This is a genomic window from Mycobacterium angelicum, assembly GCF_002086155.1.
Taxonomy (GTDB): domain Bacteria; phylum Actinomycetota; class Actinomycetes; order Mycobacteriales; family Mycobacteriaceae; genus Mycobacterium; species Mycobacterium angelicum.
In genome coordinates, this window is the sequence record NZ_MVHE01000025.1 from 40163 (window position 1) to 54105 (window position 13943).

At 66.8% G+C, this 13943-nt stretch carries 11 protein-coding genes; 8 read left to right on the forward strand and 3 right to left on the reverse strand.

Annotation, left to right across the window (positions count from 1 at the left end; genetic code table 11):
• Window positions 1–128 precede the first annotated feature (128 nt).
• Together BST12_RS16090 and BST12_RS16095 are read left to right on the forward strand one after the other, a co-directional pair.
• Window positions 129–1058 carry a COX15/CtaA family protein gene (locus BST12_RS16090; RefSeq protein WP_211281287.1) on the forward strand — a complete coding sequence of 310 codons (930 nt, stop codon included), beginning with the start codon at window positions 129–131 and terminating at the stop codon, window positions 1056–1058.
• A 152-nt stretch (window positions 1059–1210) separates the two neighbouring features.
• Window positions 1211–1918 carry an AMP-binding protein gene (locus BST12_RS16095; RefSeq protein ID WP_170062135.1) on the forward strand — a complete coding sequence of 236 codons (708 nt, stop codon included), beginning with the start codon at window positions 1211–1213 and terminating at the stop codon, window positions 1916–1918.
• Here the strand turns inward: BST12_RS16095 and BST12_RS16100 are convergent.
• Window positions 1915–2775 (reverse strand): ATP-grasp domain-containing protein, encoded by an 861-nt coding sequence (locus BST12_RS16100; RefSeq protein WP_083114121.1) that lies wholly within the window; start codon window positions 2773–2775, stop codon window positions 1915–1917. The two genes, BST12_RS16095 and BST12_RS16100, sit on opposite strands and share 4 nt — an antisense overlap.
• 19 nt (window positions 2776–2794) lie before the next feature.
• On the opposite strand from BST12_RS16100, the gene BST12_RS16105 reads away from it, so the two are divergent.
• A complete protein-coding gene (locus BST12_RS16105; protein WP_083114145.1) occupies window positions 2795–3769 on the forward strand; it encodes a quinone oxidoreductase family protein in 975 nt (324 codons plus the stop codon).
• On the opposite strand, the gene BST12_RS16110 is transcribed toward BST12_RS16105, so the two are convergent.
• Both BST12_RS16110 and BST12_RS16115 read right to left on the reverse strand, forming a co-directional pair.
• The gene (locus BST12_RS16110; RefSeq protein WP_083114122.1) at window positions 3766–6054 is read right to left on the reverse strand and encodes a PE family protein; all 2289 of its coding nucleotides are present in this window, start codon (window positions 6052–6054) and stop codon (window positions 3766–3768) included. The genes BST12_RS16105 and BST12_RS16110 overlap by 4 nt on opposite strands.
• Window positions 6055–6234: 180 nt before the next feature.
• Entirely contained in the window at window positions 6235–7149 is a 915-nt protein-coding gene (locus BST12_RS16115; protein ID WP_083114123.1) for a heme o synthase, read from the reverse strand.
• Between the two features lie 327 nt (window positions 7150–7476).
• Between BST12_RS16115 and tkt the strand changes: the two genes are divergently transcribed.
• Genes tkt through pgl form a run of 5 tightly spaced genes read left to right on the forward strand, consistent with a single transcriptional unit; the run spans window position 7477 to window position 13940 of the window.
• Window positions 7477–9570 (forward strand): transketolase, encoded by a 2094-nt coding sequence (gene tkt, locus BST12_RS16120; protein ID WP_083114124.1) that lies wholly within the window; start codon window positions 7477–7479, stop codon window positions 9568–9570.
• A gap of 15 nt (window positions 9571–9585) precedes the next feature.
• On the forward strand, window positions 9586–10704 hold the full coding sequence (gene tal, locus BST12_RS16125; protein ID WP_083114125.1) for a transaldolase: 1119 nt from the start codon (window positions 9586–9588) through the stop codon (window positions 10702–10704).
• The gene (gene zwf / locus BST12_RS16130) at window positions 10701–12257 is read left to right on the forward strand and encodes a glucose-6-phosphate dehydrogenase (RefSeq protein ID WP_083114126.1); all 1557 of its coding nucleotides are present in this window, start codon (window positions 10701–10703) and stop codon (window positions 12255–12257) included. The genes tal and zwf overlap by 4 nt, the downstream gene beginning before the upstream one ends.
• A gap of 31 nt (window positions 12258–12288) precedes the next feature.
• On the forward strand, window positions 12289–13200 hold the full coding sequence (gene opcA, locus BST12_RS16135; RefSeq protein ID WP_083114127.1) for a glucose-6-phosphate dehydrogenase assembly protein OpcA: 912 nt from the start codon (window positions 12289–12291) through the stop codon (window positions 13198–13200).
• Complete coding sequence (gene pgl, locus BST12_RS16140) at window positions 13197–13940, forward strand: 6-phosphogluconolactonase (RefSeq protein WP_083114128.1); 744 nt, start codon at window positions 13197–13199, stop codon at window positions 13938–13940. Before opcA ends, pgl begins: the two co-directional genes overlap by 4 nt.
• Window positions 13941–13943 lie beyond the last annotated feature (3 nt).

Below are 13943 nucleotides of genomic sequence, written 5' to 3' on the forward strand. Positions count from 1 at the left end.
ATAACCGAGGCACACGACACGCCGACGCGGGTGTGCCTCGTTTATAACTCGTCGCGACGCCCGCTTCTACTACGTGACGTAGTTGTCGTTACGATCGGGCGGTGCCCGTCGGACGAGTACTGCTGCGGTTGGTGGACCTGCTCCCCAACCCGAGCCTGCGCGTCCAGCGAATCGTAGCCGCGGCCGTCATCCTGACCCAGGGCGGTATCGCCGTCACGGGCGCGATCGTACGGGTCACCGCCTCGGGTCTGGGCTGCCCGACTTGGCCGCAGTGTTTCCCGGGCAGCTTCACACCCGTGGCCGTCGCCGAAGTACCGCGCATCCACCAAGCCGTCGAGTTCGGCAACCGCATGGTCACATTCGCGGTGGTCATCACCGCGGCGCTGGCCGTGCTGGCCGTCACCCGGGCCCGGCGCCGCACCGAGGTCCTGGTCTATGCGTGGCTGATGCCGGCCTCGACGGTGGTGCAGGCGATCATCGGTGGCATCACCGTGCGCACGGGACTGCTGTGGTGGACGGTCGCCATCCATCTGCTGGCCTCGATGACGATGGTGTGGCTGTCGGTGCTGCTCTACGTGAAGGTCGGCGAGCCCGACGACGGAGTTGTGCATGAGCGGGCAGCCAAGCCGCTGCGGGTGCTGACGGCGCTGAGCGCGGTCAATCTGGCCGCGGTCCTGGTGACGGGCACGCTGGTGACTGCGGCCGGCCCGCACGCGGGTGACAAGAGCCCCAGCCGAACCGTGCCACGCCTGATGATCGAGATCACCACGCTGGTGCACCTGCACTCGTCGCTGCTGGTTTCCTATTTCGCACTGCTGGTCGGGCTGGGATTCGGGCTACTGGCGGTGCACGCCGCCCGGGCGACCAGGGTCCGGCTCGCCGTGCTGCTCGCCTTGGTTGCCGCGCAGGCCGCGGTCGGCACCGCCCAGTTCTACACCGGTGTGCCGGCCGCCTTGGTCGCGGTACACGTTGCCGGCGCCGCCGCCTGTACGGCGGCCACCGCGGCGCTGTGGGCATCTATGCGACATAGGGAAGCCGGCGAATTAAACCCAGCCTGACGCCCGCCTTAGGGGGACAACCGTTCCGCCGAACGGTGGACTCCAACTAGCTACGGCTAGCGGATACATTTCCGCCGATCGTAGGGCGAGACTGGTTATGGCCAACTTCACTCCACCAGCCGTCGTGTGCGGCCATGAGGTCAGGAACACCCATGAGCGTCAATCTATTAGCGATGAATCAGACGGCACTTGACGAGCGGGCTGTTCCGCTGGCGCGAACGCAGTTGGGTGTGTGGCTGGCACAGCAGACGGACTTTTCCAATAGCACCGACCGGACTGCCCCGGCAGTGTCGGTTCCGCAGTCGTTCAGCGAGCAAGTGGCTCGCGCTCCCGAGGCGATCGCGCTGGTCTCCAACGGCACCTCATGGACCTACCGCGAGCTCGAGGAAGCTGCCAACCGACTCGCCCATCTCGTCGCCGCACACAACGCCGGCCCTGGCGCTGTGGTCGCTTTGATGTTCGAACCGTCGGCTCAGGCAATCATCGCGATGCTGGCGGTGCTGAAAACCGGTGCGACCTACCTGCCCATCGACCCGGCACTTTCGGATGCCGAGGTTGCATTCCTGCTCGACGACGCGGCTCCCAAAGCGGCTATCACCGTCACGACCCAGGCCGGCCGGCTGGCCCACCACGACCTGCCCGTCATCGATATCAATGACCCGGTCATCAACACCTCCTACCCCACCCATGCACTCCCCCATCCCAACCCTGACAACGTCGCCTACATCCTGTATCCAACGGTCGCCACCGGAAGCCCCAAAGGGTTAGCAGTCACACACCACAACATCGCTACCCAGAACCCGTCCGACCATCGCTCGATCTGGGAGATTTGGGGCGGTTTCCTGCGCACGCACGCCTAATCGCCGAAGCCGTATCGACGCGAGAACGGACCGAGGTCCAGCCGCTCCAAAGCGGATTCGACAGACAGCGCGAACTCCCGCTGGGCCAGATCGCGCGCGCGTGAGTCCAGTCGCCGCCAGCCCAGCGACGGATCCACCAACTGCAGTTCCAGCAATCTGTCGCCGACGAGATGCACTCGCGCGTACAGCAACTCCTCGACACGCACGCCCGCCTGGATGGCCGCGGCGGCCAGCGCTGCGGTCCCCACATCCCAGAGCTCGAAGTCGGCCTCGCCCTGACGCAGCACATCTTCCTGGGCGACAAACGCGTGCGACGGCGTGCCGCCGAGGAAAACCAACACCGTCTCAGAACCCGAACCAGTCTGCACCGAAACCCGGTGGCCGGCATCCTGCAAATCGGCGATGTGGGCCGCGGCTGCGGACCGGTCACTGAAACGCCTCGTGCCAGTGCCGATTTGAGGGCCGACAAAGAGAGGGCCGGCGCTGGGCAGCCGAAGCGGCCGCCCCGGCGCGTACACCTCGGCGGGCACCGCGGGCACTCCCCGTGCCGCGAGATCGGCCAGGTAGCGCCGGTTGGCGTTCCAGGCGACGACGGCGGGCGCGTTCAGCAGACTCTGCACGCCGGTGCTCCAGGTTAGGAATTCCTCGAGCCGCGCCGCGTAATCGCGGGGCGCCCGCAGGATCACCAGGTGGGCGCGCTCGGTCTCCGGGTCGTCCCAGGACAGCCAACGCGCATGCAGTCCGCGCCGACGCAGGGCGCCGACGAGACCGGCGTCGTCGCCGTCACCAGCGACTTGCCCTGGCCAACCCGCCAACACGATGCGCGGGTGGAAGACGTCCGGGCGGGCGAGCTTCATGCTCGGGCATGATAGCCAGGTGCACGCAATCGAAGTCACCGAAACCGGCGGTCCCGAGGTTCTGCGCTACGTGGGGAGGCCACAGCCCGAGCCCGGCCACGGCGAGCTGCTGATCAAGGCCGAGGCTATTGGCGTCAACTTCATCGACACCTACTTCCGCTCGGGCCAATATCCGCGAGAGCTGCCCTTCGTCATCGGCTCCGAGGTGTGCGGCACCGTGGCGGCAGTAGGTGACGGCGTGGCAGGCTTCGACGTGGGCGACCGGGTGGTCAGCGCCTCAGCGAACGGCGGATATGCCGAATTCGCCACCGCCCCAGCCTTTTTGACCGCCAAGGTACCGGGCAACGTCAGTTCCGAGGTGGCGGCCTCGGTACTGCTCAAGGGGCTTACTGCGCATTACCTGCTGAAGTCGGTGTATCCCGTGCAAAGTGGTGACACGGTGCTGGTGCACGCCGGCGCCGGCGGCGTCGGGCTCATCCTCACTCAGTGGGCCACTCACCTGGGCGTGCGAGTCATCACCACCGTCTCGACCGCCGAGAAGGAACGACTGTCCCGCCAGGCCGGCGCCGCCGAAGTGCTGTCCTACCCCGAGGACGCCGCACAGTTCGGCGGCAAGATCCGTGAGCTCACCGGAGGCGCCGGTGTGCAAGCCGTGTACGACGGCGTGGGGGCCACTACCTTCGACGCCAGCCTGGCCAGCCTGGCGGTGCGCGGCACGCTGGCGCTGTTCGGCGCCTCCAGCGGGGCGGTTCCACCGTTCGATCCGCAACGCCTCAACGCGGCCGGCTCGGTATACCTGACTCGCCCGTCGCTGGTCCACTTCATTCGCACCGCCGACGAGTTCGGTTGGCGGGCAAAGGAATTGTTCGACGCTATCGGTAGCGGCGCCGTCACCATCGAAGTCGGCGGACGGTACCCACTAGCCGACGCCGCCCAGGCCCACCAGGATCTGCAGGGCCGCAAAACCACCGGTTCGGTGGTCTTGCTGCCTTAGCCGTTCTCGCCTAGCAGACTGCCGCCCTTGCCGCCGCCACCGTTGGTGCCGGAATAGAGGGCGACCCCGCCGTGGCCGCCATTGCCGATGAGCCACCCGCCCCGACCGCCGTCGCCACCTGGCCCAAGAGCGATTTTGCCGCCGTCACCGCCATTGCCGAACAAGCCGATCGCATCTCCGCCGTGCCCACCGTGCCCGGGCCCCGGCCCGAAGTCGAGCCCCGCGGTGTAGCCACCATCACCACCATCGCCGAACAGCAACCCGCCGTTTCCGCCATCGCCCCCATTGCCCGATCCGCCCAAAATCAACGCGCCGCCAGCGCCGCCGTTCCCGATCAGCCGAGCATTCCCGCCGCGGCCGCCGCTTTCCTGGTCGCCCACGCTTCCGATGGTGTCGCCGCCGGAACCACCGTTACCGATCACCCCAGCGATACCACCGCAGCCGCCGACGCCGCTGACTCCGTTCGCGGAGCACCCGCCGGAACCGCCGGCTCCGCCGGCGCCGAACATCCCGATGGCGTCGCCGCCCGCGCCGCCCGCGCCGCCCGCGCTATTGCCGGTGATGTCTGGCGAGGTCCCGAACCCGCCGGCCCCCCCGTGACCACCGTTTCCGAGCAGCCAGCCACCGGTGCCGCCGCGACCACCGCTCCAGGCGATGGCGCCAGACCCGCCCGTGCCGCCTTGGCCACCGTTTCCGATCAACCCGGCATTGCCGCCGTTTCCGGCAGCGGGGTTGGCCGCGGTGCCGTTGCCGCCGTTGCCACCGTTGCCAAACAACAGTCCGCCGTCTTGGCCGTTGTGTCCCGGCGCTCCATCGGCCCCGTTTCCGATGAGCGGACGGTCCAACATCGCCTGAGTAGGGGCGTTGATGGCACGAAGTGCCGCGTCGACCGGGCTGGCGGTCTTGCCCGCAACGCCGCTCGGGCCACCGCCCTCGCCGGCACCACCGGAACCTCCTTGACCGAACCACCGCGCGTCACCCCCGTTGCCGCCCGCGCTGGGCGTACCGCTGCCGCTGACGCCACCGCAGCCACCGGCACCGCCGGTGCCGAACAGGCCACTCGTCCCACCATGGCCGCCGTTTCCACCGGCGCCACTGAATCCGATACCGCCCGTTCCGCCGGCTCCACCGTTGCCGAACAATCCGACGGCGTCGCCGCCATTGCCGCCGTCACCGCCGAAGGCGCCAGTGCCGCCGTTACCGCCGTCGCCGAACAGCAATCCTCCTCTGCCGCCGTTGCCCGCCGTTGCGATTTTGATGCCGACGCTGCCGCCGTTGCCGCCATGGCCGAAAAGCCCGATGGCGTCCCCGCCATTGCCGGCCGTACCCGGTGTGCCCGCACCGTAGGGCATCCCGATGTTGTAGCCGCCGTCGCCACCGTTGCCCCACAGCAGACCGCCGTTGCCGCCATGTCCCCCGTTGCCAGATCCACCGAAAATTTGCATACCGCCCGCGCCGCCGTTGCCGATCAGGCGAGCGTTGCCACCGTCGCCGCCGGAATTCCAGATGCTGTCGCCGCCTGCGCCGCCGTTACCGATCAATCCACCGGTGCCTCCGTGTCCGCCGAGTCCTGAGGTGACTATGCCGATGCCTCCGGCTCCGCCCGCGCCGCCGCGGCCGAACAGCCCGATGGAATCTCCACCGGCACCGCCTGCGCCACTCGTGGAATGGAGGTCGGTGCCACCGCCACCTGCTCCGCCACTCCCGCCATTGCCGACCAGTAACCCACCAGTTCCACCCCGACTTCCGGCGCCGCCGGTCGAACCGCTGGCGCCGGCCCCACCACGCCCACCGTTGCCGATCAACCCGGCGTTGCCACCGTTGCCCGCGCTCCCGGTGGCGGTGGCGGCGTTTCCGCCGTTACCGCCATTGCCGAACAGCAAGCCGCCATCTCCGCCGTTGTGCCCCGGCGCTCCGTCAGCGCCATCGCCGATGAGCGGGCGACCCAGCAACGCCTGGGTAGGCGCATTGATCGCGCTCAACAGCAGCTGCAGCGGGTCGGCGTTGGCGGCCTCGGCCGCCGCATAGGCGCCAGCTCCGGCGCCCAGTGCCCGCACGAAATCTTCATGAAATTGCGCTGCCTGCGCACTGACCTGGTGATACGCCCACGCGTTCGCGATGAACAACTCGGCGAGTGCCGACGACACCTCATCAGCGGCAGCAGCCGCCACCTCGGTTGTCGGTACCACCGCCTCCAGATTGGCGGCATCGATCGACGAACCGACACCCGCCAGTTCGGTTGCCGCCGTTGCCAGCAGATCCGCAGTGACGGTCAGGTAGGTCATGGCTAGGAACCTCTCGGTCGGCGTGTTGGTACGCCAGACGATGGCTCAGAGACGTTGAGCAAACCCTGTGCAGCGGATGAATGCGGCTGGTCCAGGTGAGATCCAGCGAAATTTTGACGATTAGCCGCTTCCTACGTCACACGGCGCCGCAGCTACGCGCCGCATCTAGCGCGAGCGGCCTCAGAACAGCGTCGGTAACGCGATCGCGGAGTCAACCGCCAACGCGCAGAACACCAACGCGAGGTAGTTGTTGGACTGCAGAAACAGCCGCAGCGGCTTCACCGGCTCGCCGGCGCGAACCCCGGCGTAAAGCTGGTGAGCCATCGCCAGGAACCACACCCCGCCCAACAGCGCCACGACGGCGTACAGCCAGCCGGTGGCCAGCGTCAGCACCAGTGTCGCTGCCACGGTCAGCCAGGTGTAGATCAGGATGTGCTTGGTGACCTGACGTTCGGTGGCCACGGCCGGCAGCATCGGCACGCCGGCCGCTTTGTAGTCCTCCTTGTACCGCATGGCCAACGCCCAGGTGTGCGGCGGAGTCCAGAAGAAGATGATCGCGAACATCACCAGCGCCGGCCAGGTGATCGTCCCGGTGATGGCCGACCACCCGATCATCACCGGCATGCAGCCCGCCGCGCCGCCCCACACCACGTTTTGCGAGGTGCGCCGCTTGAGCAGCAGCGTGTAGACGAACACATAAAACGCGACCGTCGCCACGGCCAGCAGCCCGGACAACAGGTTGGTGGTCCACCACAGCCAGAAGAAGGAGCCGACGCTCAGCACCAGGCCCAGCACCAGGGCGTTTCTCGTCGGCACCGCGGCGCGGGCCAGCGGCCGTCGCGCGGTTCGCTTCATCACCTTGTCGATATCGGCGTCGGCGACACAGTTGAGCGTGTTGGCGCCCGCGGCCGCCATCATTCCGCCGATCAGCGTGTTGAGGATCAGCAGTGGCTGAACGGCGCCCCGGTGGGCGAGCAGCATGGCCGGTATCGCGGTGACTAAGAGCAGCTCAATCACGCGCGGCTTGGTCAACGCCAGGTATGCCAGGACCGTACTAGTCATTCGGCCCGGCGCGACGCGCCCGCGAACGCTCACGCATTAACTCCTCGGGGATCGCAGCCGCGCGCAGCTTCTACTACGCACGATGGTAGACGGCATGACCCCGGCCTCGGCGCCGCAGGGTCGATTCGGCAGAGATTTTTCCGCATTCCGGCACTGATGCAAAGCGCCGGTGGCCGGCAGGTTACTTTTCACGGGGACTCCGATGGGTACCCCCTATCTGGGCCTGCAGCGACCCGCAATCCCGCACTAGGGTTAAATCGTCCGGCTCCTCATGCGGGCAACCTGCCCGCATCGTCGCCGGACTAGGGTGGGATTGATCAGTTTGATGACTCCGGACCTTAGGACTGAGGACTGAATTTAGTGACCACACTCGAAGAGATCTCCGCGTTAACTCACCCGCGCCATCCCGACGACTGGACCGAGATCGATTCGGCTGCGGTCGACACCATCCGGGTGCTGGCCGCCGACGCCGTACAAAAGGTCGGTAACGGTCACCCGGGAACGGCGATGAGCCTGGCGCCGCTGGCCTACACGCTGTTCCAGCGCGCCATGCGCCACGATCCCAGCGACCCGCACTGGCTGGGCCGCGACCGGTTCGTGCTCTCTTGCGGTCACAGCAGCCTGACCCTGTACCTGCAGCTTTATCTCGGTGGCTTCGGTCTGGAACTGTCCGACATCGAGGCACTGCGCACCTGGGGCTCCAAGACCCCGGGCCACCCGGAGTTCCGGCACACCAAGGGAGTCGAGATCACCACCGGCCCACTCGGCCAAGGGTTGGCGTCGGCGGTAGGCATGGCGATGGCGGCACGCTACGAACGCGGCCTGTTCGACCCGGACGCAGAACCCGGGACCAGCCCGTTCGATCACCACATCTATGTGATCGCCTCCGACGGCGACATCGAAGAGGGGGTGACCTCCGAGGCGTCGTCGCTGGCCGCGGTCCAGCAGCTGGGCAATCTGATCGTGTTCTACGACCACAACCAGATCTCGATCGAAGACGACACCGACATCGCGCTGTGTGAGGACACCGCCGCCCGCTACCGCGCCTACGGCTGGCACGTCCAGGAGGTCGAGGGCGGCGAAAACGTCGTCGGCATCGAGGAGGCCATCGCCAATGCACTGGCGGAAACCGGCCGGCCGTCGTTCATCTCGCTGCGCACGATCATCGGCTTTCCGGCGCCCAACCTGATGAACACCGGCAAGGCGCACGGCGCGGCGCTGGGTGACGAAGAGGTGGCTGAAGTCAAGAAGATCCTCGGCTTCGACCCGGCCAAGAATTTCGAGGTGCGCGACGAGGTGATCGCGCACACCCGCAAGCTGGTGGACCGGGGCAGCGAAGCGCACGAGAAATGGCAGTCGGAGTTCGACGCCTGGGCGCAACGCGAACCGGAGCGCAAGGCGCTGCTGGATCGGCTGACGGCCGAAGAGCTGCCCGACGGCTGGGACGCCGACCTGCCGAGTTGGGAACCGGGATCAAAGGCGCTGGCCACCCGCGCCGCATCCGGTGAAGTGCTGTCCGCGGTGGGACCGAAGCTGCCCGAGTTGTGGGGTGGCTCGGCCGACCTGGCGGGCAGCAACAACACCACCATGAAGGGCGTGGATTCCTTTGGCCCGCCGTCGATTTCGACCAAGGACTACAACGCGAGCTGGTACGGTCGCACGCTGCACTTCGGGGTTCGCGAACACGCGATGGGCGCCATTTTGTCCGGCATCGTGCTGCACGGCCCCACCCGCGCCTACGGCGGCACGTTCCTGCAGTTCTCCGACTACATGCGTCCGGCGGTGCGCCTGGCGTCGCTGATGGACATCGACACCATCTATGTGTGGACGCACGACTCGGTCGGCTTGGGCGAGGACGGCCCTACCCACCAGCCGATCGAGCACCTTGCGGCGCTGCGCGCCATCCCCAACCTGTCGGTGGTCCGGCCGGCCGACGCCAACGAGACGGCGTACGCTTGGCGGACAATCCTGGCCCGCGGCAACGGAAGTGGGCCGGTCGGGTTGATTCTGACCCGCCAGGGTGTGCCGGTGCTGGAGGGCACGAACGCCGACGGGGTGGCCCGCGGCGGCTACGTCTTGGGCGGTGGCAACCCGTCCGACGACGCAGACGTGATCATCATCGCCACCGGCTCCGAGGTCCAGCTCGCGGTCGAGGCGCGGAAGCTGTTGGCGGACAAGGACATCATTGCGTACGTGGTGTCCATGCCCTGTCTCGAGTGGTTTGAATCTCAACCGCAGGACTACCGCGACAGCGTGCTACCGCCGGACGTGTCGGCCCGGGTGGCCGTCGAAGCCGGAGTTGCGCAGTCCTGGCACAAGCTGGTCGGCGACACCGGCAAGATCGTGTCGATCGAGCACTACGGCGAGTCGGCCGATTACAAGACTTTGTTCCGCGAGTACGGCTTCACAGCCGAAGCCGTTGCTGACGCCGCGGAAGAAGCACTCGATAACTGAGAAAAGGTGATTGAGATGACCCAGAACCCCAACCTTGCCGCGTTGAGCGCCGCGGGGGTATCGGTTTGGCTGGACGACTTATCGCGGCACCGGATCAAATCCGGAAACCTGCAAGAACTGATCGACACCAAGAGTGTCGTCGGGGTGACCACCAACCCGTCGATCTTCCAGAAGGCACTCGCCGATAGCGACGTATACAACGACCAGGTCTCCGAACTGGCCGAGCGCGGTGCCGACGTGGACGCCACGATTCGCACCGTCACCACCGACGACGTGCGCAACGCCTGTGACGTCTTGCGGCCGCAGTGGGAGTCCTCCGACGGGGTCGACGGCCGGGTTTCGATCGAGGTCGACCCGCGGCTGGCGCACGACACCGACAAGACCGTCCAGCAAGCGATCGAGCTGTGGAAGATCGTCGACCGGCCCAACCTGTTCATCAAGATCCCGGCCACCGAGGCCGGCCTGCCGGCCATCACTTCGGTTCTGGCGGAAGGGATTTCGGTCAACGTCACGCTGATCTTCTCCGTCGAGCGGCATCGGGCGGTGATGGACGCTTACCTGGCCGGTTTGGAGAAAGCACGCGAAGCAGGCCACGACCTGTCCAAGATCCATTCGGTGGCATCGTTTTTCGTCTCGCGCGTGGACACCGAGGTCGACAAGCGGCTGGAACGCAATGCCTCGCAGGAGGCGCTGGCGCTGCGCGGACAAGCCGGTGTCGCCAACGCCCGGCTGGCCTATGCGGCTTACCAGGAAGTCTTCGAAGGTGGCGATCGCTACCAGGCGCTCAAAGCAGACGGGGCCCGGGTGCAGCGACCACTGTGGGCATCGACCGGCGTCAAGAACCCGGACTATTCCGACACCCTCTACGTCACCGAGCTGGTCGCGCCCCACACGGTGAACACCATGCCGGAGAAGACGATTGACGCCGTCGCCGACCACGGTGTGGTCACCGGTGACACCGTCAGCGGCACCGGTTCGGATGCCCAGCAGGTGTTCGACAAGCTCGAGGCGGTCGGCGTCGACCTGCGCGACGTGTTCATCGTGCTCGAGAACGAAGGCGTGGAGAAATTTGAGGCGTCGTGGAACGAGCTGCTCGAGGAGACCCAGGCGCAGCTCGATTCCGCCACCAAATGAACGCCGCAGCTGCCCGTAGTTCTAACACCGCCCAGTGGCACAACCCGTTGCGGGACAAGCTGGATAAGCGGCTGCCCAGAATCGCCGGCTCGTGCGGCATGGTGATTTTCGGCGTCACCGGCGACCTGGCTCGCAAGAAGGTGATGCCCGCGGTCTATGACCTGGCCAACCGGGGCCTACTGCCACCCACCTTCGCTCTGGTGGGATTCGCCCGGCGGGACTGGGAGACCCAGGATTTCGCCACGGTGGTCTACCAGGCCGTCAAGGAGCACTGCCGCACGCCGTTTCGGCAGGAGAACTGGGATCGGCTGGCCGAGGGGTTTCGTTTCGTACCAGGCTCATTCGACGACGACCAGGCGTACGCCCGGCTCGCCGAGACGCTGGAAAAGCTGGACGCTGAACGTGGCACCGGCGGCAACCACGCCTTCTATCTGGCGATCCCGCCGAAATCTTTTCCGGTGGTGTGTGAACAGCTGCACAAATCGGGACTGGCCCGGCCGCAGGGCGACAGGTGGAGCCGGGTGGTTATCGAGAAGCCGTTCGGTCACGACCTGGACAGCGCCCGCGACTTGAACAAGGCGGTCAATGCGGTATTTCCGGAGGAAGCGGTCTTCCGGATCGACCACTACCTGGGCAAAGAGACGGTGCAGAACATCCTGGCACTGCGGTTCGCCAACCAGTTGTTCGACCCGATCTGGAACGCGCATTACGTCGATCACGTGCAGATCACCATGGCCGAAGACATCGGGCTGGGCGGCCGGGCCGGCTACTACGACGGCATCGGCGCGGCGCGCGATGTCATCCAGAACCACCTGATGCAGCTGCTGGCGCTGACGGCCATGGAAGAGCCGGTCAGCTTCAAACCGTCGGCGTTGCAGGCCGAGAAGATCAAGGTGCTTTCGGCGACTCAGCTCGCCGAGCCACTCGACGAAACCACCAGCCGCGGGCAATACGCCGCCGGCTGGCAGGGCGGGGAGAAAGTCGTCGGCCTGCTGGACGAGGAGGGGTTCGCCGAGGACTCCACCACCGAGACGTTCGCGGCCATCACCCTGGAGGTCGACACCCGCCGCTGGGCGGGGGTTCCGTTCTATCTGCGTACCGGAAAACGCTTGGGCCGCAGGGTGACCGAGATCGCCCTGGTTTTCAAGCGTGCCCCGCATCTGCCCTTCGACGCCACCATGACCGATGAGCTGGGCACCAACGCCATGGTCATCCGGGTGCAGCCCGATGAGGGGATCACGTTGCGGTTCGGCTCCAAGGTGCCCGGCAGCGCGATGGAAGTCCGCGACGTCAACATGGACTTCTCTTACGGCTCGGCGTTCGCCGAGGATTCGCCAGAGGCCTACGAGCGGCTGATACTTGACGTGCTGCTCGGCGAGCCGTCGTTGTTTCCGGTCAACGCGGAGGTCGAATTGGCTTGGGAGATACTCGATCCCGCCCTTGATTTCTGGGCTTCACACGGCAAGCCCGACCCCTACGAGGCGGGCACCTGGGGGCCGGAGTCGGCGTTCGAGATGCTGCGGCGCACCGGCCGGGAATGGCGGCGGCCATGAGCACTGGCGACCGTGACGAGGAGCGCCGCTGATGATTGTCGATCTGCCTGACACCACCACCACCGCGGTCAACAAGAAGCTCGACGAGCTACGCGAAAAGATCGGTGCCGTCACGATGGGCCGGGTACTGACGCTCATCATCGCGCCGGACAGCGACGCCGTGCTCGAAGAGTCCATCGAAGCGGCCAACGATGCCAGCCACGAGCACCCCAGCCGGATCATCGTCACGATGAGAGGCGACCCATACGCCGACGAGGCCCGGCTCGACGCGCAACTGCGCGTGGGCGCGGACGCCGGTGCCGGAGAGGTTGTGGTGCTGCGGCTTTCGGGTCCGCTGGCCGGCCACGCCGACAGCGTCGTCACCCCTTTCCTGCTGCCCGACATCCCGGTGGTGGCCTGGTGGCCGGACATCGCACCGGCGGTGCCGGCCCAGGACCCGTTGGGCAAGTTGGCGATTCGGCGCATCACTGACGCCACCAACGGCGTCGACCCACTGTCGGCCATCAAGAGCCGGCTACCCGGCTACACGGCCGGCGACACCGACCTGGCATGGAGCCGCATCACCTACTGGCGAGCACTCCTGACGTCGGCGGTAGACCAGCCGCCGCACGAGCCGATCAATTCGGCACTGGTATCCGGCCTGAGATCCGAACCGGCACTTGACATCCTGGCTGGCTGGCTGGCCAGCCGGATCGACGGCCCGGTGCGCCGCGCGGTGGGCGAACTGAAAGTCGAGTTGGAGCGCAAGAGCGAGACGATTGTGCTGAGCCGGCCGCAGGAGGGCCGGACGGCCACCCTGAGCCGGACGGCGCGGCCGGATGCCCTGGTTCCGTTGGCGCGCAGGGTAACTGGTGAGTGCCTGGCCGAAGACCTGCGCCGGCTGGATCCAGACGAAATCTACTTCGCCGCGCTGGAAGGCATCAAGAAGGTGCAGTACGTGTGAGCACCGACATCGAAACCTTTCCAGACGCCAAGGCCTTGGTCGAGGCTGCCGGCAACCGTCTGATCGACGCGATCGGCGCCGCCGTTGCCGCGCGGGGCCGTGCGTTGATCGTCCTCACCGGAGGAGGCAACGGCAACGCCCTGATGAGCTACCTCGCGGACCAGGGATCACGGGTCGACTGGTCCAAGGTACATCTGTTCTGGGGCGACGAGCGGTACGTATCCGAGGACGACGACGAACGCAACGAGAAGCAGGCGTGTGCGGCGTTGCTCGATCACATCGATATCCCGTCGAGTCAGGTGCATCCCATGTCCTCCAGCGACGGCGAATTCGGCACCGACATAGATGCCGCGGCCCTGGCCTACGAGCAGGTGCTGGCCGCCAACGCGGAGCCGGGCAATCCGGCACCAGATTTCGATGTGCACCTGCTGGGTATGGGTCCCGAGGGCCACATCAACTCGTTGTTCCCGGACGCCGCGGCGGTGCGTGAGACCACCCGGTTGGTGGTTGCGGTAGAAGACTCCCCCAAGCCGCCAGCCCAACGAATCACCTTGACGCTGCCCGCGGTTCGGCGGTCCCGCGCGGTGTGGCTGCTGGTGTCGGGGGCGGGTAAGGCCGACGCGGTGGCCGCCGCCGTCGGCGGCGCCGACCCGGTTTCACTGCCGGCCGCCGGAGCCGTCGGGCGCGAGAACACGCTGTGGCTGTTGGACGCGGACGCCGCGGCCAAGCTTCCTGGCTAACCG

Coding starts and splice junctions, on each gene's coding strand:
- zwf (WP_083114126.1), top strand. CDS start 10,701: ATGAACGCCGCAGCTGCCCGTAGTTCTAACACCGCCCAGTGGCACAAC.
- tal (WP_083114125.1), top strand. CDS start 9,586: ATGACCCAGAACCCCAACCTTGCCGCGTTGAGCGCCGCGGGGGTATCG.
- BST12_RS16095 (WP_170062135.1), top strand. CDS start 1,211: ATGAGCGTCAATCTATTAGCGATGAATCAGACGGCACTTGACGAGCGG.
- BST12_RS16110 (WP_083114122.1), bottom strand. CDS start 6,054: ATGACCTACCTGACCGTCACTGCGGATCTGCTGGCAACGGCGGCAACC.
- opcA (WP_083114127.1), top strand. CDS start 12,289: ATGATTGTCGATCTGCCTGACACCACCACCACCGCGGTCAACAAGAAG.
- BST12_RS16100 (WP_083114121.1), bottom strand. CDS start 2,775: ATGAAGCTCGCCCGCCCGGACGTCTTCCACCCGCGCATCGTGTTGGCG.